The following is a 20,556-nucleotide window of genomic DNA, read 5'->3' on the forward strand; positions in this document are numbered from 1 at the left end:
ACATGAAACAACTTGTTGATTGGAAACTGGCGGCCAGCGCCGCCAAAACGCTGATGCCTGCAGGGCCAAAAATCGTTAAACAAGATGCCGCCCGCATTGTTGAAGAACTGCGCATCGCAGCCGGCGAAGGACTAGTTGAAGCGGAGAAAATCTCCAAGCTGGTCTCCACCGCGCCGTCCCAGACCCTCGTGGTTGATCGAGCCGGTTGGGCCAAAGCCGTCAGCCAGAACTTTGCTGCGATGCTGCCGGCTGAGCTTGATGTACCAGCCATGGTGCCAGCCGTAGCCGGAGCCGAACTGGGTGCAGTGCTCTCGGTACTAGGTACCCGAGTACTGGGCCAGTTTGACCCGTTTGTTGGACCACGACTATTGCTCAACGCGCCAACTATCACCCAGATTCGCGGCGACTTGAATGTGAATGCCAGAGACTTCTATCTGTGGATTGCTACCCATGAGCAGACCCACCGCCTGCAGTTTGAGCAAGCACCATGGATTCCTGAAGTGATGAAATCTATCCTTGCTCAGGCCTTTGAGCCAATGGCCGGACAGAACTCAATGAGTCAGCTCGGTGAGCGACTGAAGTCTATGAAGTCTGAGGTCAGTGAACTGACCAGCATCATGTCCGTGCTTGAAGGTCACGCCATGGTGGTGATGAATGATGTCACCTCGATCCGCAGCATCAAGACCATCCGCCGACGCTTTGAAGCCCGCGGAGAAAACCGTTCGGCTTGGGCCACACTATTGGGCAAGCTCTTGGGCATGGATGAAAAGGCTTTGCAATATAAGCGCGGAGCAAAGTTTGTCAGGCACATAGTTGATGAAATCGGCTACGAGGGATTCAACGAGATCTTTGCTGCCCGTGAACTCTTCCCCAACGCTGACGAATTAGATCATCCAGAACGCTGGTTGGCCCGCACCCGATGAATCAAGCCTTTCACGATGCCCGTCGCGCTGTCGCCCAGGTCAGTGGTCCGGGGCTGAGCCTGATTGGAGTCTCCGGCGGAGCTGACTCATTGGCATTAGCCATTGTGGCTGCATCGCTACCTACCGCCTTTGGGGCGGTCATCGTGGACCACGGCTTGCAAGCTGACAGTGCCCAGGTTGCGCAGCAAACTGCGCAAACCTGCCGAGAGTTGGGCTTGGCTCCGGTGCTGGTGTTTAGGGTGTCGACCTCCAGTGATGAGGCGTCGGCCCGTGCAGCGCGGTATGAACAGTTTGAGCAGGCGCTGGCCCAGACTGGCGCCCAACAATTGTTGTTAGCCCACACTCGTGATGATCAGGCCGAGCAGGTATTACTCGGTCTGCTGCGCGGTTCGGGCACCAGGTCCTTGGCCGGGATGCCAGCGGAACGTGGACCATACCGCCGGCCCCTACTGGAGCTGACCCGGGAACAGACCGAGGCGATCTGCCAGGATGCCGCAGTGGAGTACTGGGAAGACCCGAGCAATGCTGATACCAGTTACCGGCGGAATCTGATCAGGCATGACGTCCTGCCATTTCTGCGCGAACAGCTTGGCGAACATGTGTCTGAAGCATTGGCTCGAACCGCCTCGCTGGCAGCCGCTGATGCTGCGGCTCTGGATCTCTGGGCGCAGGAAGCTAAGACAGCTCACGGAACCAAACTTGAGGAACTAGCTCGGTTGCCGGTGGCGGTGGCTTCCCGAGTGTTACGCCTAGCCGCCATCGAATCTGGCGCAAAAAATGTGGGCCATGAGCGAACACAGGCGCTGTGCGCGCTGGGCGGAATCGGCGTTCCTAAGTCCAAATCTGCTGGTCCGGTGCAACTGGATGGCAAAATCAGCGCCTTTAGGCGAAGCTCGGTGATAGTTTTCACGAGTACCGGCTCAACAACACATCATTAAATGTGGCACTCTAGGTAAGTACCACACCTCTAGAATCAGGAGAACCCTCGTGGATTCCACTGCAGTCGAAGCCGATCTGGCGCATGTTCTGTACACCAAAGAAGAAATTCAGGCACGCGTGGCAGAGCTCGCCGCGCAGATCGACAAGGACTACAAGGGCCGCGACATTCTCGTAGTGGGTGTGCTCAAGGGTGCTGTGATGATCATGGCTGACCTGGTCCGTGCGCTCGAGTCGCACCTGACCATGGATTGGATGGCAGTATCCTCCTACGGTTCGGGCACCCAGTCCTCCGGCGTTGTACGTATCCTCAAGGACCTTGACTCGGACTTGATGGGCAAGCACGTTTTGATCGTTGAAGACATTATCGATTCAGGCTTGACCTTGTCATGGCTGAAGTCGAACCTTGAATCCCGTGGCCCAGCCTCGGTAGAAATCTGTGCACTATTGCGCAAGCCAGAGGCAGCCAAGGTTGAAATCGACGTTAAGTACGTCGGCATGGACATTCCTAATGAATTTGTCGTGGGTTACGGCCTGGACTACGCGGAAAAGTACCGCAACCTAGATTGCGTGGGCACCCTGGCTCCGCATATCTACCAGTAGGGAACTTTTTTCGCCATTAGGGCGTTGAGAAGTATCGAAGGTGGCGTGACCCGGACGCCTTAGTAGTGCGTGAGGGGGATGCGTGAGGCGCGGGGCCTTGCGGATCAATGAAAACGAAGAAGCTTTTTAACAGCTGGATCATTTGGGTTTTACTTGGCGTTATCGCTGTTGCGCTGTTCTTGCCGATGGTCTTTGGCAATAACTCTGCCAAGGTAGACACCTCGGTGGGTATGTCGCAGCTAACCAGCGGCAACGTCACCGACGCCAAAATGTATGACAAAGACCAGCGAGTCGACCTGAAACTACGCGATCCCCTCAAGGTGGATGGCGTAGACAAGGGCAAGTCGGTGAGCTTCTACTACTCCACCGCACGTGCTGGTCAGGTTGTTAACGCGATCAATAAGGCCGAGCCAGATAAGTTCACCGATCAGCCGGTGGAAAGCAACTGGTTGCTTTCCATGCTCGGCTTGATTGTTCCGTTCTTGCTGATTGCCGGTATTTTCTGGTTCATCCTCGCCCGCTCCCAGGGCGGCGGCTCCAAGGTCATGCAGTTTGGTAAGTCCAAGGCGAAGCTGATCACCAAGGACATGCCACAGGTGACCTTCAAGGACGTTGCCGGTGCCGATGAGGCCGTGGAAGAACTCCACGAAATCAAGGAATTCCTGCAAGAACCAGCTAAGTTCCAAGCCGTGGGCGCCAAGATCCCTAAGGGTGTGCTGCTCTACGGCCCTCCAGGTACCGGTAAAACCCTGCTAGCTAAAGCCGTCGCCGGTGAAGCTCAGGTACCGTTCTACTCGATCTCCGGTTCTGACTTTGTTGAAATGTTTGTTGGTGTGGGTGCTAGTCGCGTCCGCGACCTGTTTGAACAGGCCAAGAACAATTCCCCAGCGATCATCTTTGTTGATGAGATCGACGCCGTAGGTCGCCACCGCGGCGCCGGTATCGGTGGCGGTAACGATGAGCGCGAGCAGACCCTGAACCAGCTGCTGGTGGAGATGGACGGCTTTGACGCCACCACCAACGTCATCCTGATCGCTGCCACCAACCGTCCTGACGTTCTGGACCCAGCCCTGCTGCGCCCAGGCCGCTTTGACCGTCAGATCCCAGTGGAAGCACCGGATCTGAAGGGCCGCGAGCAGATCCTGGCAGTACACGTTAAGGGCAAGCCAATGGATGCCACCGTGGACTTGAACGCTGTAGCCAAGAAGACCCCGGGTTACACCGGTGCCGATTTGGCCAACGTGCTCAACGAAGCTGCCCTGCTCACCGCACGCTCGAACGCCAACCTGATTGACGACCGCGCACTGGATGAGGCCATTGACCGCGTCATGGCCGGCCCGCAGAAGCGTACCCGACTGATGGACGAGCACGAGCGTAAGGTCACCGCGTACCACGAGGGCGGACACGCTCTGGTGGCTGCGGCGATGAACCAGACCGCACCGGTCACCAAGATCACCATCCTGCCTCGTGGCCGCGCCCTGGGTTACACCATGGTGGTTCCGGAGTCCGATAAGTATTCGGTGACGCGCAACGAATTGCTGGACCAGATGGCCTACGCCATGGGTGGTCGTGTGGCTGAAGAGATCGTCTTCCACGATCCTTCCACCGGTGCCTCAAACGACATCGAGAAGGCAACCGACACCGCACGCAAGATGGTCACCGAATACGGCATGAGCGGCAAGGTGGGCGCAGTACGCTTGGCCGGCACGGCCGCGGACCAGCAGATGGGAACTTCCTCGCGGGAGTACTCGGATGAAATGGCCCACCTGGTGGATCAGGAAGTGCGCGAGCTGATCGAGCAGGCCCACAACGACGCCTACCAAGCACTGATGATCAACCGCCACGTGCTTGACCGCCTGGCCCTGGCCCTGCTGGAACACGAGACGCTGAACCAGAAGGAAATCGCGGAGATCTTCACCGATCTGCAAAAGCGCGAAATTCGTGATGTGTGGCTGAGTAATCAGGAACGCCCAGTGCACGCACAAGGCCCGGTGTTAAGCCCCAAGGAGCGCGCAGCTTCCTCGACCGACTAGGATCGAAGCGTGAGTGAACAACAACAGATCGATCAGCCGCGAATCGCGGCAGCCGTCCGCGAGATTCTCGAAGCCATTGGTGAAGATCCTAATCGCGACGGCCTGGTAGACACCCCAAACCGGGTTGCTAAGGCCTACGCGGAATTCTTCGCCGGCTTGCACCAGAACGCGGCAGAGCACCTGTCGACCACTTTCGACATCGAGCACGACGAGATGGTCCTGGTCAAGGACATCCCGTTCTACTCGACCTGCGAGCACCACCTGGTGCCCTTCTACGGATCAGCCCATATTGGTTACATCCCGGGCAAGGGCGGCAAGGTCACCGGCCTGTCCAAACTGGCTCGCTTGGTTGAGGTTTACGCCCGTCGCCCGCAGGTTCAAGAACGCTTAACCACGCAGATCGTTGATTCGCTGGTGGAGCACTTGAACCCGGCCGGGGCGATCGTAGTCATCGAATGTGAGCACATGTGCATGTCGATGCGCGGGGTGCAAAAGCCCGGAGCAAAAACCGTGACCAGTGCGGTGCGTGGACAGCTGCGGGAAACCGCCACACGCGCCGAAGCCATGAGCCTGATCCTCGGAAGGTAGGAACCTCTTGTCCCTTGGAGCTATCCCGGGCACCGGCCCGAACACCAGCCCATTGCCAGTGATCCGCAAGTCCAAGAAGAAGACTATGGCTGATCTTCGCACCGACCGCACCCTGGTCATGGGCATCCTGAACGTCACCGAAGATTCCTTCTCCGACGGCGGGAAGTACCTTTCGATCGATGCCGCCATCGATCAAGGGCTGAAGTTGCTGTACTCGGGTGCTGACATCATCGATGTCGGCGGAGAGTCCACGCGCCCCGGCGCCAAGGATGTTGACCCTGCCCTGGAGCAGTCGCGGATCATCCCGGTCATCGAAGCCCTGGTGAAAGCCGGAGCGGTGGTATCGGTAGATACCATGCACGTGAGCACGGCGCGGGTTGCCATCAACGCCGGTGCCCACATCATCAACGACGTGTCCGGGCTGACCTATGAGCCGGGCATGCCGGAATTGATCGCTGAAACCGGTGTACCTTATGTGCTGATGCACCGCCGCGGCACTGCACAGAATATGGTGGCCGAAGCAAATTATCAGCACGTTGTCACCGAAGTTATCGATGAACTACGTAGCCTACGTGACGAATTTGTGGCCAAGGGTGTGGCGCCTGAGCAGATCATCATCGATCCAGGACTGGGCTTCGCCAAGGATGCGGAACACAACTGGGCCCTGTTATCCAACGTTGCGGCCATCGAAGAGCTGGGTCACCGAGTACTGATCGGCACCAGCCGCAAACGATTCTTGGGTTCGCTGCTCGCCGAGGCCGGTACTAGCCGCAAGCCACTTGAACGCGATATCGCCACCGCGGCAACCACCGTGCTGGCCGCCAAAGACCAGGTCTGGGCCGTACGGGTTCACGACGTAATTGGCAGCCGCGACGCCATTGAAGTCGTGCAGGCTTATGGATCGCATTAGCATCTACGGCATTTCTGCCACCGGCTATCACGGGGTCTTTGACCACGAAAAGCGCGACGGGCAGAAGTTCATCATCGACGTGGTGCTCCACGTTGATATCACCCGAGCCGCCGCCAGCGACAACGTCTTAGACACCGTGCACTACGGCGAAGTCAGCGAGCTGGTGGTTGAACAGATTCAGGCCGGGCCGTGGGATTTGATCGAGAAGCTGGGCAGTGAAATTGCCGAGGCGATTCTCGCCGCCTACCTGAGCGTGCTGGAAATTGACGTGGTGGTTCATAAGCCGCAGGCGCCGATTCCGGTGCCTTTTACCGACGTCACCATCTCGCTGACCCGCACGCAGAAGCGGCACACCGCCATCATTGCCCTCGGTGCCAACCTGGGTGACCCGCAGGCCACCTTGGCGGCTGCGGTGAAAGACTTGGCGCAAGAGCTAGAAATTCTGCGCTGCTCGCCATTGGCCATCACCAAACCGGTCGGTGGCCCACCAGATCAGCCCGATTACACCAATCAGGTGATCCAGGTTCGCACCACTTTGTCGGCGCATCAGCTCTTGGATTTATGCCAGAGCATTGAGGCCAAGCACCATCGCACCCGCGAGGTTCGCTGGGAAGCACGCACCTTGGATCTGGACCTGATCACCTACGATCACCTGCGGTTGAGCGATGAACGGCTGACCTTGCCACATCCACGGGCCGCGATACGCGGTTTTGTGCTGGCCCCATGGAGCTGGATGGACCCCGACGCGGTACTTGAGGGCCAACTGGTTTCCCGGTTGGCCGCCAACGCCGCCGATACCAAGGACATCATCCGGTTATGAGCAAGCTGAAGCTGCGTTGGGTTCTGTTGTGCGCCGCGTTTGGCGCGGTGGCTGGGTGGATCGCACTGAGCGCACTGACCGCCGCCGGGCGCTACGCCCCGGTACTGGATTACTCGGCGCTGTTCTCCCTGGCTGCGGTCTGCGCGGTGATCCTCTTTTTGGGGATCCGGGTTAAACGATCCTCGATGGGAAAATCCCACTTTGAGCCGATCGCCGCGGCCCGCACCCTGGTGCTGGCCCAAGCCTCGGCCTACGCCGGAGCGGTGATTACCGGCTGGCACCTGCCATCGATCCTGACCCTCTGGCTGGCCAGCGGTCAAAGCCCCACCCTGAGCCGCGGATTGGTCCTGGCCGGGGCCGGTGTGCTTATGGTGGTTATTGGCTACATTGTCCAACACCTGTGCAAGCTACCCCCAGAGGATACCGATGACAGCAACGACTCCGTGGTCACCGAATAGCTTCACCCCGGCACACCCGAGCTACTTCAAAGTGAAGCTCACCACCTGGGCGATCACCTGGGGAGTAATCCTGCTGGTGACGCTGATTCCGGGGGTGCTCCTACTGGCCGGGGTTTCCACGCCCCTATGGTTGGCGATCGCCGCTCCGGTGTTGGCACTGGTGATTGCCCTACTGATCTTGCGGATTCTGCGCCGCCAAGTGTTAGCCCTTGGCTACCTAGAGCGCGAAGAAGACTTTATTGTCCGATCCGGGGTGATGTGGCGCAAGCAGGTGGTCATTCCCTACGGGCGGATGCAATACGTTGAGGTCAACAGCGGTCCCTTGGAACGACGTTTCGGACTGTGCCAGCTGACCTTAAACACCGCAGGCGCCGGAGCCACCGCCCACGTGTACGGCTTGCCCGCGGAGCAAGGCCAAGCCCTGCGTGAACGGCTGGTCTCGGCCGGCGAAGAGAAAATGCTGTGAGCAACAACGACACATGGCAACGGGTGCACCCGGCCAGCCCCTTTGTTCATGGCTGGCTGGCCATCGTTGGTTTGCTCTACATCTACTGGCAGAACACCGATGAGCTGTCCTTCGCCGAACGCTTCGCCGGAGACCGGCTGCTATGGACCCTCGGCTTAGCTGGCGCGGCCCTACTGGTGGTGCTCGCCTTCTATTTCCTGTCCTGGTATTTCACCCGCTACAAGCTCACCGAAAGCCACGTTTACGTTAATTCCGGCACGCTGTTTCGCAGCCAAAAACAGGCGCGCATCGATAAGGTGCAGGGCATCGATATTGCCCAACCGTTGGTTGCCCGCCTACTGGGTCTAGCCGAGCTCCGCTTTGACGTGGCCGATTCCTCCGAATCGGTACTGCGCCTAGCCTTCCTCTCCAAGGCCGACGCTCACGCCCTGCGCCAGCTCATCCTCGAACGCGCGAACTCAGGAACGCCGAGCGAAGCCAGGGTCCTGACCGATCCGGCAGACCCAAACCAAGCGGACCCAAACCCAGCAACCCTGCCACTGATGGCCAAGGTCCCGATCGGCCGGCTCTTAGCTTCCTTGTTCCTCCAGCTTCCGATAGTCATCGGCACGCTGGCCTGCCTGACCATGGTCATCTTGTGGCTCACCGGCGTCCAAGGGATCATCGCCGGTGTTTTGCCGGTGCTGCTCAGTTTTGGCAGCTGGTTCTACAAACAACTGAACCAAGGCTGGAACTACACCGCCAGCGCCATGGACACCGGGATGCGCATCAGTTACGGGCTGGCCGACACCCGGCAACACTCCATCCCCGCCGGTCGAGTCCAAGCCATTTGCGTCACCGCCCCGCTGCTCTGGCGCTTGGTCGGCTGGTACAAGGTGGAAGTCAACGTGCTGGGCACCAAAAACGATGACGCAGATAATTTTCAGGTCCTGCCCGTGGGCGACTTTGAATCGGTCACCCGCATCATGGGTATTTTGTTGCCCGATCTTGGCGTCATTAACCAGCGCGAGGTGCTGGCCACCGCGGTGAGCACAGGTTATGAGCACGGCTTCATCGGCTCCCCCTCCCGGGCCAAGTCACTCTCCCCGGGAGCGTGGAAGCACCAAGGATTTTTAGTCACCGACACCACCGTGATCTCCCGCTACGGTTGGCTGGCCCGCACTGCCACCTTTGTCCCGCACTCTCGGGTGCAGGGAATGGAATTTAGCCAGGGCCCATGGGAGCAAAAGCGTAAACTAGCCGGGGTCCGCCTATTTTGTGCGGGCGGCAATATCATCGGCCACCTGCATCAGGTTGATGCGCAGATCGCAGCAGAATTTACCCTGGCCCAAGCCACACGCCAGGTCGAAAGGTAGAAGTGGACGCACCACGATTGGGAATCGGCATCATCTCGGCCGGCAAAGTTGGCACCGTACTAGGTGCCGCCTTAGCCGCCAGCGGACACCGAATCACCGGGATCCACGCGGTCTCCGAAGCATCGCAGGACCGCGCCGACGCACTACTGCCCGGGGTTGAAATCTTGGACCCGCCCGAAATTCTGCGACGCAGCGAACTGGTACTTTTTGCGGTACCCGATGACGTGCTTGGCGAATTAGTGGCCGGCCTAGCCACCGCCGGGCATATCCAACCCGGCCAGCTGATCGCACACACCGCCGGACGATTTGGCACCAGCATCTTACAACCGGCGCTAGATGTTGGCGCTTTTGGTCTAGCCATCCACCCGGCGATGACCTTCACCGGAATGAGCATGGATCTGGCCCGGCTCACCGACTGCGTTTTTGCGGTCACCGCCGATGAGGTGATGCTGCCGGTAGCCCAAGCGCTGGTAGTGGAAATGCGCGCCGAACCGGTGGTCATTGCAGAAGCCGATCGCGCCAGCTACCACGCGGCCCTGGCCCACGCCGCCAACCACCTGAACACCATCACCGCGCAGTCCGCCGATATTCTGCGCCGCATCGGGGTGGAAGATCCGGCCAATACCTTGCGCGCACTGATGAGCGCCAGCCTAGATAACGCCCTGCGCTCGGGAGCCGGCGCACTGACCGGGCCGGTGGCTCGCGGGGATATCGGCACCGTCACCGCACACCTCGACGCGCTATCCAGCGACCCGGCGGAAACCAACAATTCCTACCGCAGCCTCTCGAGGGCTACCGCCTTGCGGGCGGCCGATCGAGGGCTTATCTCACAAGGCACACTCGAAGAACTGTTGCGAGTTCTAGAATAGAGGGGTGAAAACCCCCAAAATTTGTAAAACCCGCCAGGAACTGAAGGCGGCCATCGCCGAGGCTAATCCCCGATCGTTGGGCTTTGTTCCCACCATGGGCGCCTTGCACCAGGGCCATGGTTCCCTGTTCCGTATCGCGCGTGAAGAAAATGAACTGGTTGTCATCTCGATTTTTGTCAACGAGCTGCAGTTCAACGACGCCGGCGACTACGCCCGCTACCCACGCCAGCTCCAAGCCGATGTGCAACTGGCTGCCGAGGCCGGGGTGGACATCATCTTCGCCCCCGAGGCGCAGGAGATTTACCACGCAGGTCTGCCATTGATAAAGCTGGCCTCGGGACGCATGGGTGAGCTGTATGAAGGCGCGTCACGTCCGGGCCACTTTGATGGCATGCTTGCCGTGGTCTCCAAGCTTTTGCACCTAGCTGACCCACGCCAGGGTGCGTACCGCGCCTACTTTGGGCAGAAGGACGCCCAGCAGGTGGTGTTGATCCGTCGTATGGTTGCCGACCTGGACTACCCGGTTGAACTTCGTTCGGTGCCGATCGTACGCAGTGAAAAGGGCCTGGCCCTCTCCAGCCGCAATGCCTTGCTCAGCGAGGCAGAGAAGGAAGCGGCCATGGTGTTGCACCGCTCCATCCAGCTCATCGCCGATCGTGCGGCCAACCATGAGCCACTAAACATCGAGGACGCCATTGGCCTGTTCCAAATGGAACCATTGGTTCAGCTTGACTACTTCACGGTGGTTGATCCCAACACCTTAGAAGAGCTGGCGTTTAACTGCCAGGACACTCCCTTCACCGGTGAAGGCCTGATCCTTGTGGCAGCCACCGTTGGCAAGGTGCGTTTGATCGACAACCAGCCGATCTCTGCCTAGCTTTTAGCCGAAGCGTTCTTAGCGGAAACGCCGCGAAGCAGCGGCAAGCACCTGGCGGAAACCCGCCAGCTCGGCGATGATCTCTTGGGCGGACTGCGGCGCGGTAACAAACTCAACCGCCTGCCCGGCATACACCGGGTCAATATCGACGGCAGCCTCTGCGCGAGCGGTCACCATCTTCTCGCGTAGTTCTTCGGTCGCATCCCAAGAGGACAAATCCTCGTGGGATGCGCTGAACTCATTGCGCAGGGCTCGACCGCGAAACTGCGCGGGCCAAGCAAGTTGCTGGGCAATATCAAACGCCCGGGTGTAGGTGGTGTCATCCATCCCGGATGCTCGCACTACCTGCTTGACGTTTTCATGTCCCAACGATTGTGTTGCAGATAAGAAACGGGTGCCGACCCACGCCGCCTGGGCACCCGCGGCCAGCACTGCCGCAACCCCACTGGCCGTGCCAACACCACCGGCAGCAACTACTGGCTTCAACTGTTGCTGTGTGGCCAGCTGTAGTAGTGGCAAGGTTCCGGCTTCATTGCGCCCATGCCCGCCGCCTTCACTACCACGGGTGATGATGATGTCGATGTCATCGTCCATGGCCCGTTCAAGCTCCGCTGCGTTGCCTACCTGCATTGCGGTCAGCACTCCGGCTTCGTGAGCTAGGGGCGCCCCACGGCTGACGTCGCCAAAACTTAGAGACACCAGCGTCGGACCGTATTCGAGGAAGATTTCCAGCGGGGATAGATTCGTTTTCAGAGACCACGCCATAAAGCCAACACCCCAGGGTGTATCAAGGGGAGGCAACGTGCCCAACTTGTTCCTGGATCCACTCTTCCTTTGAGGAACCGGATACTCCGATCATGCCGACTCCGCCAGCTAAGGAAACCGCCGCTGCCAAAGCGCCACCGGCAGCTCCTGCCATAGGTGCGTTGAAGTTCGTTCATGTGCCTCAGTAGGACAGCAAGGTTAATGTGACCTAGAACGCGGCCCCTCGATTTGTAACATCTTGGAAACCTCTGTATAGTTTTTATCTGTTGCCGGAACGGAAACAACACGAAATATACGAGTTGTTTACCCGGTGGCAAATCACTTTTCACTGAAGCGTTTCGACCGGTTTTGACCGGGTCACGGAACATGGTAGGCTAGAAAAGTTGCTCCGGAGCGAAGCAGTCACTGAGAAATGGTGGTTGTGGTGTCGAGAGTGTTTGTTGTTTGAGAACTCAATAGTGTGCCAAGTTTGTTGATACCGAATATTTATTTTATTTGGTGAATACATAACATTTGCTTGAGGCATTGCACCCCCGTGTGATGTTCTTGAGTGTTTTTTATTCGCCAGGACTTCATTGGTTTCGCCCTTATTTTCCGAGGGGTTGCTGATGGCTTTTTATTTTTTTATGGAGAGTTTGATCCTGGCTCAGGATGAACGCTGGCGGCGTGCTTAACACATGCAAGTCGAACGATGACCCCGTGCTTGCACGGGTGATTAGTGGCGAACGGGTGAGTAACACGTGAGTAACCTGCCCCCGACTTTGGGATAAGCCCGGGAAACTGGGTCTAATACCGGATATGACTTCTTACCGCATGGTGGGTTGTTGAAAGATTTATCGGTGGGGGATGGACTCGCGGCCTATCAGCTTGTTGGTGAGGTAATGGCTCACCAAGGCGACGACGGGTAGCCGGCCTGAGAGGGTGACCGGCCACACTGGGACTGAGACACGGCCCAGACTCCTACGGGAGGCAGCAGTGGGGAATATTGCACAATGGGCGAAAGCCTGATGCAGCGACGCCGCGTGAGGGATGACGGCCTTCGGGTTGTAAACCTCTTTCAGTAGGGAAGAAGCGAAAGTGACGGTACCTGCAGAAGAAGCGCCGGCTAACTACGTGCCAGCAGCCGCGGTAATACGTAGGGCGCAAGCGTTATCCGGATTTATTGGGCGTAAAGAGCTCGTAGGCGGTTTGTCGCGTCTGCCGTGAAAGTCCGAGGCTCAACCTCGGATCTGCGGTGGGTACGGGCAGACTAGAGTGATGTAGGGGAGACTGGAATTCCTGGTGTAGCGGTGAAATGCGCAGATATCAGGAGGAACACCGATGGCGAAGGCAGGTCTCTGGGCATTTACTGACGCTGAGGAGCGAAAGCATGGGGAGCGAACAGGATTAGATACCCTGGTAGTCCATGCCGTAAACGTTGGGCACTAGGTGTGGGGGACATTCCACGTTTTCCGCGCCGTAGCTAACGCATTAAGTGCCCCGCCTGGGGAGTACGGCCGCAAGGCTAAAACTCAAAGGAATTGACGGGGGCCCGCACAAGCGGCGGAGCATGCGGATTAATTCGATGCAACGCGAAGAACCTTACCAAGGCTTGACATGTGCCAGACCGCCTCAGAGATGGGGTTTCCCTTCGGGGCTGGTTCACAGGTGGTGCATGGTTGTCGTCAGCTCGTGTCGTGAGATGTTGGGTTAAGTCCCGCAACGAGCGCAACCCTCGTTCCATGTTGCCAGCACGTAGTGGTGGGGACTCATGGGAGACTGCCGGGGTCAACTCGGAGGAAGGTGGGGATGACGTCAAATCATCATGCCCCTTATGTCTTGGGCTTCACGCATGCTACAATGGCCGGTACAATGGGTTGCGATACTGTGAGGTGGAGCTAATCCCTAAAAGCCGGTCTCAGTTCGGATTGGGGTCTGCAACTCGACCCCATGAAGTCGGAGTCGCTAGTAATCGCAGATCAGCAACGCTGCGGTGAATACGTTCCCGGGCCTTGTACACACCGCCCGTCAAGTCACGAAAGTTGGTAACACCCGAAGCCGATGGCCTAACCACCTTGTGTGGGGGGAGTCGTCGAAGGTGGGACTGGCGATTGGGACTAAGTCGTAACAAGGTAGCCGTACCGGAAGGTGCGGCTGGATCACCTCCTTTCTAAGGAGCTAACCATTATTATGGTTGCCCATGTCTGTGCACGAGTGTTGTACGGGTGGGTTGCTCATGGGTGGAATATCAATGAACTCAATACTGGAAAACGTGTGCACGCTGGTCCTCATTATGAGTGGTTGGGGTGTGTGTCGGGGTATTGGCTGTGGCTGTATGGTGTTGGTGCTTGCGAGTACGCATTGTTACTTCACATGAATGAATCCGTCCTTTTGGGTGGGTTTGTTGGTGTGTGGTGGTGGTGTTGGAATGTGGGTGTTGATGGTGTGTGGTTTGTATGGTTTGGCATGCTGTTGGGTTTTGAGGCAACAAGCCTCCGTCCCTGGTGGATGATTTGATCAAGTGTTGCGGTGCTGGCCTTTTGGGGTTGGTGTTGTGATGGTTGGTTGATTGTCTTCTTGGGTGGCGGGGTTCTTGGTGTTTCGGTGTTTGTCCTGTGTTTGCTGCAGGCATGCTCGGTACGAGCAATGGTCCTTTTGGGTTGTTGTTGGTGGGTGTGTTTGTGGGGGTGTGGGGTTGTTGTTTGGGAACTGTATAGTGAACGCGAGCATCTTGCAGATGAGATGAGTCTTATGACCCTTTTTCCTTGGGTTGTGGGGTGTTTGAGTCTTGTCTGTGTGATTTTGTTAGATTGTTTTATTGCTCAATTCTGAGAACTTTGTTTTGTGTTGAAGTTTTTAAGGGCGCACGGTGGATGCCTTGGCATCAAGAGCCGATGAAGGACGTGGGAATCTGCGATAAGCCTGGTGGAGTCGATAACCGGACGTTGAGACCAGGATTTCCGAATGGGGGAACCCCGCACCATGTTATGTGGTGTGACCTGCAGCTGAATGTATAGGCTGTGTGGAGGGAACGCGGGGAAGTGAAACATCTCAGTACCCGCAGGAAGAGAAAACAATAGTGATTCCGTTAGTAGTGGCGAGCGAACGCGGATGGGGCTAAACCGGTTGGTGTGTGATAGCGGATAGGCGTTGCATCATCGGGGTTGTGGGGTTGACATGTACCAGCGCTATCTTGCTGGTGGGATGAGGTGCAGGCGTATAGGTGAATCGGTTGGAATGCCGGACCATAGAGGGTGATAGTCCCGTAGGTGTAATGCGTGTCTGCCGTTCTAGTGTTGATACCCGAGTAGCACGGGGCCCGTGAAACCTTGTGTGAATCTGCCAGGACCACCTGGTAAGCCTGAATACTACTTGATGACCGATAGTGAATCAGTACCGTGAGGGAATGGTGAAAAGTACCCCGGGAGGGGAGTGAAATAGTACCTGAAACCGTGCGCTTACAATCCGTTAGAGCCTGGGACTTGTTCCTGGGTGATGGCGTGCCTTTTGAAGAATGAGCCTGCGAGTTAGTGTTACGTCGCGAGGTTAACCCGTGTGGGGAAGCCGTAGCGAAAGCGAGTCTGAATAGGGCGTTTGAGTGGCGTGATCTAGACCCGAAGCGAAGTGATCTACCCATGGCCAGGTTGAAGCGCGTGTAAGAGCGTGTGGAGGACCGAACCCACTTCAGTTGAAAATGGAGGGGATGAGCTGTGGGTAGGGGTGAAAGGCCAATCAAACTTCGTGATAGCTGGTTCTCCCCGAAATGCATTTAGGTGCAGCGTTACGTGTTTCTTACCGGAGGTAGAGCTACTGGATAGCTAATGGGCCCTACAAGGTTACTGACGTTAGCCAAACTCCGAATGCCGGTAAGTGAGAGCGTAGCAGTGAGACTGTGGGGGATAAGCTTCATAGTCGAGAGGGAAACAGCCCAGAACGCCAACTAAGGCCCCTAAGCGTGTGCTAAGTGGGAAAGGATGTGGAGTTGCTTTGACAACCAGGAGGTTGGCTTAGAAGCAGCCACCCTTGAAAGAGTGCGTAATAGCTCACTGGTCAAGTGATTCCGCGCCGATAATGTAGCGGGGCTCAAGCACACCGCCGAAGTTGCGTCATTCAAATATTTGCTTGGTCTTCGGATTGGGCGTTTGGATGGGTAGGGGAGCGTCGTATAGCGGGTGAAGTCGCGGTGTAAACCAGCGGTGGACGCTATACGAGTGAGAATGCAGGCATGAGTAGCGAATGACGGGTGAGAAACCCGTCCGCCGAATGATCAAGGGTTCCAGGGTTAAGCTAATCTGCCCTGGGTTAGTCGGGGCCTAAGGCGAGGCCGACAGGCGTAGTCGATGGATAACGGGTTGATATTCCCGTACCGGCGAAGGACCGCCCATACTGAGCTGTTGATGCTAACCATGATGGATTCCAATTGTTGATGCCTTCGGGTGTTTTTGTTGGTTGATGTGGTGGGAACCGATGCAGTGAGGTCAGCGTATTAACAGGTGTGACGCAGGAAGGTAGCCGAGCCAGGCAATGGAATTGACCTGGTCCAAGGGTGTAGGACGAGTCGTAGGTAAATCCGCGGTTCATGATGTCTGAGACCTGATAGGCGCCCACTTTGGTGGGTGATTCGGTGATCCTATGCTGCCTAGAAAAGCATCGGCGCGAGGTCCCAGCCGCCCGTACCCCAAACCGACACAGGTGATCAGGTAGAGAATACTAAGGCGATCGAGAGAATCATGGTTAAGGAACTCGGCAAAATGCCCCCGTAACTTCGGAAGAAGGGGGGCCTGCCCCGTGATCAGCTCTTGCAGTTGTGAGCGGGTGTGGGCCGCAGAGACCAGGGGGAAGCGACTGTTTACTAAAAACACAGGTCCGTGCGAAGTCGCAAGACGATGTATACGGACTGACTCCTGCCCGGTGCTGGAAGGTTAAGAGGACCGGTTAGCAACTTGTTGCGAAGCTGAGAATTTAAGCCCCAGTAAACGGCGGTGGTAACTATAACCATCCTAAGGTAGCGAAATTCCTTGTCGGGTAAGTTCCGACCTGCACGAATGGAGTAACGACTTCCCCGCTGTCTCAACCATGAACTCGGCGAAATTGCAGTACGAGTAAAGATGCTCGTTACGCGCAGCAGGACGGAAAGACCCCGAGACCTTTACTATAGTTTGGTATTGGTGTTCGGTGCAGCTTGTGTAGGATAGGTGGGAGACTGTGAAGCTTGGACGCTAGTTCAGGTGGAGTCATCGTTGAAATACCACTCTGGCTGTACCGGTCACCTAACTTCGGACCATGATCTGGTTCAGGGACAGTGCCTGATGGGTAGTTTAACTGGGGCGGTTGCCTCCTAAAATGTAACGGAGGCGCCCAAAGGTTCCCTCAGCCTGGTTGGCAATCAGGTGTCGAGTGTAAGTGCACAAGGGAGCTTGACTGTGAGAGTGACAGCTCGAGCAGGGACGAAAGTCGGGACTAGTGATCCGGCGGCACCTCGTGGAAGGGCCGTCGCTCAACGGATAAAAGGTACCTCGGGGATAACAGGCTGATCTTGCCCAAGAGTCCATATCGACGGCATGGTTTGGCACCTCGATGTCGGCTCGTCGCATCCTGGGGCTGGAGTAGGTCCCAAGGGTTGGGCTGTTCGCCCATTAAAGCGGTACGCGAGCTGGGTTTAGAACGTCGTGAGACAGTTCGGTCCCTATCCGCTGCGCGCGTTGGAAATTTGAGAAGGGCTGTCCTTAGTACGAGAGGACCGGGACGGACTAACCTCTGGTGTGTCAGTTGTACTGCCAAGTGCATCGCTGATTAGCTACGTTGGGAAGGGATAACCGCTGAAAGCATCTAAGCGGGAAGCCTGCTTCGAGATGAGATTTCCATGCACCTTGAGTGTGTGAGGCCCCCAGCTAGACCACTGGGTTGATAGGCAGGATGTGGAAGCAAGGACTAAAGACTTGTGTAGCTGACCTGTACTAATAGGCCGATGACTTTCAACACACAATATATACAATAATGACTAATAAGATCATTGCTGTTCGCGTTCACTATGCGGTTACGAGACAACAACTCGACAACCGAAACTAAACATGAGACTTGACAAGTAGTTTTTGTCGCATCGTTTCATACAACACCAGAAAATTGGTTTGTGTGCTTCGTGATTGTTACGGCGGTCATAGCGTGGGGGAAACGCCCGGTCCCATACCGAACCCGGAAGCTAAGGCCCACTGCGCCGATGGTACTGCACTCGTGAGGGTGTGGGAGAGTAGGTCACCGCCGGACTTAACTTAATAAAGATGAATGTTGGTTTGAGGCCCTAACCTTTTGGTTGGGGCCTCACCTGTTTAACCACCAACGGTGGGTTGGTTGCTGGTTGGTAGGGGGTTGAGCTGAAGCTCGACCCCCTTTTTTCTGTTTAACGAACTGGTGACAGCTGCCGGCTACAGCCGCCGACGAGGATGACGGGCCGGCAGGTTCCAGGTAGCACACGGAACAGGCACCAGGTGGTGCCGCAATTACTACTCTGCAGATATCCGTATCCAGTGCTCGGCAGTCTCATATCGGCATAATCCTGCCTATCGGATCTTTTGATGGGCACTAACCGTCGCTCTATTGGAATTTCGGTAATTTCTTGCCGAATTGGGCGACGTGATGAATGATAGAGAGCAGAATGTCGCCAATCGGCGAGATACTGCCGAAAGAAGATCATTCATGAACTCAGTGACGGAACTCGGTGCCGAACTGCAACGCGCACGAAAACAGAATGGTCTGACTCAGGAGCAGTTGGCCGAGCTAGCCGGCATCTCTGAACGTACGCTGCGCTCCTTAGAACGCGGAGCAGGAAACCCATCCATAGAAGCAGTGCTTTCTGTAGCGAATGTGCTCGGCCTGCGGATCGCCGTGGCCAAATGACCCCGCAACTCCAGGAACTCAAGCTTGTCACCCAAGCCGATGTCTACTGCAACGAAAGTCTGGCTGGCTATCTGGTCCGGCAAACCGACGGAAGTGTCGCCTTCAGCTATGGCGAAACCTATCTGGCAGGTGGCGGTTCGGCGATTGCTACATCTTTGCCGGTTTCTTCGGATTCGTACGTTGGACCCGGCGGTGCGCTGCCGGCGTTCTTCTCTGGTCTATTGCCAGAAGGCCACCGGCTCACTGTCCTCAAAGACGCGACTAAGACCAGCCTGTCTGACGAGCTGACGCTGTTGATGGCCGTTGGTTCTGACACCCCAGGCAATGTTCGTATAGTCCCAACAGGCTCTGCCTTAGAACAGACTCCTGTGGTTGCTGAATTCAGTAACGCAGCCAACCTCGACTTCTCTGTTCTCGCACATACTCTTGATCGACACTCCATACCTGGCGTGCAGGATAAGATCAGCGCAACGATGCTGACAACGCCAGTGAACTTCAAGAGCAACGCCTATCTGCTCAAGCTTGATCCTCGAGACCACCCGTATCTGGTGGTGAATGAGGCACAACATCTAGATGCTGCACGGGCGCTCAAACTTCCGGTGGCAAATCACCGGATCGTTCGGGACTCAGTGGGCAACTCAGGACTGTTGGTTGAGCGGTTCGACCGCAAAGCCAGTGGGGGACCGGATAATCCGCTTCGCTTAGCGCTCGAGGATGCCATCCAGGTACTAAACCTTCCGCCTGCGAGCAAGTATGCCGTGAGTACGGAACAAGTTATCGAGGCACTAGCGCGTCAGTGCCAGGCCCCGGTGCTCGCCAGACGCAATCTTTACATCCAGTTCCTCTTTGCTTGGCTGACTGGCAACGGCGACTTGCATGGAAAGAATGCTTCGATCCTGGCCGATGAGCATGGACGGTTTAGCGTTGCGCCCATCTATGACATCCCCTGCACCTTGGTCTACGGCGATGACACTATGGCGCTGACGGTTGCGGGTAAAGCAAAAAACCTCAAGAAGAAGCACTGGACGGAACTTGCAGCCGAGCTTGGACTAACTGAGCGTGCAACTCAATCGGCTAACCAGCTTGCCATGAAAGCGGCCATGGCGGTGGATCTCGAAGAACTCCCGTTTGATGGGTCGCCTCTTCGGGGTGCTCAACGAGAGCTGAGGTTCCGGCGCATGGAGCTGGAGTAGGTCTCTAGGCACTAATAGTTAGTCTGCTAGTACCGAGAATGCGGGTAGCTGCTCGTCTTGGCTTTTCTTCGCTTGGCCCTTTAGCCCAGTGGTCCAGGATGGATAGACACGGAAGCCGCGTTTACCTGGAGCGTTTGCTGAGGCGAAGACGCCCAGAGCCTCCAGGTGCTGTTGAGTGAACCGGAAGACTCCGAAGTGTTCGGCTTCTTCGATGAAAACCATGACTCCATGGAGTCCGACTTCAGACTCGAAGGGCACGGTAGCCCCGGTTGCGTCTCGTTGCCATATGGCTACGAACCCACCTGACTTCGTTGGCGTGATCCTTGCGGTCCGAATTCTCCACCGTTGTCCGTCGATCTCGGTGACCCCGGCTTGGTAATCGCTGTGCTGCTCTTCGGCAGTCAGCTCACTGTGCTCTTGCCCGGTGAGGAGGCAGTATCGTTCTAACACGGTGTACTTCAAAGACTTCATCCCGCTTTCCGTTGACCACCAAGGCAGCTGCAGTGCTCTGGCCGGTTACTACTAGCGGCTTCCGTGGATTCGGAGTGCACTGCTCCTACACCGTATCGGACGGGTGGGTACCTGCGTAGAACCGCATGACTTGTCATGGGCTAGGTCATCAGGGACAGCCGGACCGTGTTGGTAGTCTGCTGAGACCTAGGTGGTTGTAGGGCGAGCACCGTCTTCGAGCTCGCTACTTTCTTGGGTGACAGTCTTGCCCGGTCACGCTCCTGCGTGTGCAGTTATAGCTACGGCGGGTGTGCTGCCACTGATACAGCGCTCCTAGTATGCCGGTCCGTCTTATGGGACAGCGATTACGACCTTTTCAGAAATCTGATGCGCCACGCCTCGATGAACCAGCAACTAACTGCTGAGCGCGACCACGC

General features: G+C 56.9%; 18 protein-coding genes and 3 rRNA genes. 18 read left to right on the plus strand and 3 right to left on the minus strand.

The annotated features are described in order from the left end of the window. Window positions 1-2 precede the first annotated feature (2 nt). The 12 genes from AC1Z3F_RS14295 to panC all read left to right on the plus strand — a co-directional run bounded on the left by AC1Z3F_RS14295 (window position 3) and on the right by panC (window position 10,838). A complete protein-coding gene (locus tag AC1Z3F_RS14295; protein WP_483566144.1) occupies window positions 3-923 on the plus strand; it encodes a zinc-dependent metalloprotease in 921 nt (306 codons plus the stop codon). Next, window positions 920-1,861, plus strand: coding sequence for a tRNA lysidine(34) synthetase TilS (gene tilS / locus AC1Z3F_RS14300; RefSeq protein WP_242632529.1), 942 nt, complete (start codon window positions 920-922; stop codon window positions 1,859-1,861). The genes AC1Z3F_RS14295 and tilS overlap by 4 nt, the downstream gene beginning before the upstream one ends. A gap of 49 nt (window positions 1,862-1,910) precedes the next feature. Then, window positions 1,911-2,462: a hypoxanthine phosphoribosyltransferase gene (gene hpt, locus AC1Z3F_RS14305; RefSeq protein WP_131089727.1), complete on the plus strand. Its 552-nt coding sequence runs from the start codon at window positions 1,911-1,913 to the stop codon at window positions 2,460-2,462. A 107-nt stretch (window positions 2,463-2,569) separates the two neighbouring features. Continuing rightward, window positions 2,570-4,495, plus strand: a complete 1,926-nt coding sequence (gene ftsH, locus AC1Z3F_RS14310; RefSeq protein WP_131089728.1) for an ATP-dependent zinc metalloprotease FtsH — start codon at window positions 2,570-2,572, stop codon at window positions 4,493-4,495. A gap of 9 nt (window positions 4,496-4,504) precedes the next feature. Then, window positions 4,505-5,083, plus strand: coding sequence for a GTP cyclohydrolase I FolE (gene folE / locus AC1Z3F_RS14315; protein ID WP_131089729.1), 579 nt, complete (start codon window positions 4,505-4,507; stop codon window positions 5,081-5,083). 7 nt (window positions 5,084-5,090) lie between these two features. After that, complete coding sequence (folP, locus tag AC1Z3F_RS14320) at window positions 5,091-5,993, plus strand: dihydropteroate synthase (protein ID WP_483566145.1); 903 nt, start codon at window positions 5,091-5,093, stop codon at window positions 5,991-5,993. Then, complete coding sequence (folK, locus tag AC1Z3F_RS14325) at window positions 5,980-6,813, plus strand: 2-amino-4-hydroxy-6-hydroxymethyldihydropteridine diphosphokinase (RefSeq protein WP_131089731.1); 834 nt, start codon at window positions 5,980-5,982, stop codon at window positions 6,811-6,813. Before folP ends, folK begins: the two co-directional genes overlap by 14 nt. Further along, the gene (locus tag AC1Z3F_RS14330) at window positions 6,810-7,271 is read left to right on the plus strand and encodes a DUF3180 domain-containing protein (RefSeq protein ID WP_131089732.1); all 462 of its coding nucleotides are present in this window, start codon (window positions 6,810-6,812) and stop codon (window positions 7,269-7,271) included. Before folK ends, AC1Z3F_RS14330 begins: the two co-directional genes overlap by 4 nt. Then, a complete protein-coding gene (locus AC1Z3F_RS14335; protein ID WP_131089733.1) occupies window positions 7,240-7,737 on the plus strand; it encodes a PH domain-containing protein in 498 nt (165 codons plus the stop codon). The genes AC1Z3F_RS14330 and AC1Z3F_RS14335 overlap by 32 nt, the downstream gene beginning before the upstream one ends. Further along, complete coding sequence (locus AC1Z3F_RS14340) at window positions 7,734-9,092, plus strand: PH domain-containing protein (protein WP_131089734.1); 1,359 nt, start codon at window positions 7,734-7,736, stop codon at window positions 9,090-9,092. The genes AC1Z3F_RS14335 and AC1Z3F_RS14340 overlap by 4 nt, the downstream gene beginning before the upstream one ends. Window positions 9,093-9,094: 2 nt before the next feature. Further along, on the plus strand, window positions 9,095-9,961 hold the full coding sequence (locus AC1Z3F_RS14345) for a Rossmann-like and DUF2520 domain-containing protein (RefSeq protein WP_131089735.1): 867 nt from the start codon (window positions 9,095-9,097) through the stop codon (window positions 9,959-9,961). Window positions 9,962-9,965: 4 nt separating this feature from the next. Beyond that, complete coding sequence (gene panC / locus AC1Z3F_RS14350; protein ID WP_131089736.1) at window positions 9,966-10,838, plus strand: pantoate--beta-alanine ligase; 873 nt, start codon at window positions 9,966-9,968, stop codon at window positions 10,836-10,838. 18 nt (window positions 10,839-10,856) lie between these two features. Here panC and AC1Z3F_RS14355 read toward each other — a convergent pair whose 3' ends face one another. Both AC1Z3F_RS14355 and AC1Z3F_RS14360 read right to left on the minus strand, forming a co-directional pair. Beyond that, on the minus strand, window positions 10,857-11,603 hold the full coding sequence (locus tag AC1Z3F_RS14355) for an NAD(P)H-dependent flavin oxidoreductase (protein WP_131089737.1): 747 nt from the start codon (window positions 11,601-11,603) through the stop codon (window positions 10,857-10,859). A gap of 22 nt (window positions 11,604-11,625) precedes the next feature. Continuing rightward, complete coding sequence (locus AC1Z3F_RS14360) at window positions 11,626-11,757, minus strand: hypothetical protein (protein ID WP_262198769.1); 132 nt, start codon at window positions 11,755-11,757, stop codon at window positions 11,626-11,628. A gap of 469 nt (window positions 11,758-12,226) precedes the next feature. Between AC1Z3F_RS14360 and AC1Z3F_RS14365 the strand changes: the two genes are divergently transcribed. The 6 genes from AC1Z3F_RS14365 to AC1Z3F_RS14390 all read left to right on the plus strand — a co-directional run bounded on the left by AC1Z3F_RS14365 (window position 12,227) and on the right by AC1Z3F_RS14390 (window position 19,669). Continuing rightward, a 16S ribosomal RNA gene (locus tag AC1Z3F_RS14365) occupies window positions 12,227-13,752 on the plus strand. Between the two features lie 20 nt (window positions 13,753-13,772). After that, window positions 13,773-14,099 carry a hypothetical protein gene (locus AC1Z3F_RS14370; protein ID WP_262198064.1) on the plus strand — a complete coding sequence of 109 codons (327 nt, stop codon included), beginning with the start codon at window positions 13,773-13,775 and terminating at the stop codon, window positions 14,097-14,099. Between the two features lie 329 nt (window positions 14,100-14,428). Beyond that, window positions 14,429-17,564, plus strand: a 23S ribosomal RNA gene (locus AC1Z3F_RS14375). 165 nt (window positions 17,565-17,729) lie between these two features. After that, window positions 17,730-17,846, plus strand: a 5S ribosomal RNA gene (gene rrf / locus AC1Z3F_RS14380). The 16S, 23S and 5S rRNA genes sit together here, the layout of an rRNA operon. A gap of 429 nt (window positions 17,847-18,275) precedes the next feature. Beyond that, a complete protein-coding gene (locus AC1Z3F_RS14385) occupies window positions 18,276-18,476 on the plus strand; it encodes a helix-turn-helix transcriptional regulator (protein WP_131090756.1) in 201 nt (66 codons plus the stop codon). Continuing rightward, on the plus strand, window positions 18,473-19,669 hold the full coding sequence (locus AC1Z3F_RS14390; RefSeq protein WP_131090755.1) for a type II toxin-antitoxin system HipA family toxin: 1,197 nt from the start codon (window positions 18,473-18,475) through the stop codon (window positions 19,667-19,669). Before AC1Z3F_RS14385 ends, AC1Z3F_RS14390 begins: the two co-directional genes overlap by 4 nt. An 18-nt stretch (window positions 19,670-19,687) precedes the next feature. Here the strand turns inward: AC1Z3F_RS14390 and AC1Z3F_RS14395 are convergent, their stop codons facing one another. Beyond that, window positions 19,688-20,140, minus strand: a complete 453-nt coding sequence (locus AC1Z3F_RS14395; RefSeq protein WP_131090754.1) for a MepB family protein — start codon at window positions 20,138-20,140, stop codon at window positions 19,688-19,690. Window positions 20,141-20,556: the final 416 nt, after the last annotated feature.

The organism is Glutamicibacter sp. MOO4, assembly GCF_056934395.1.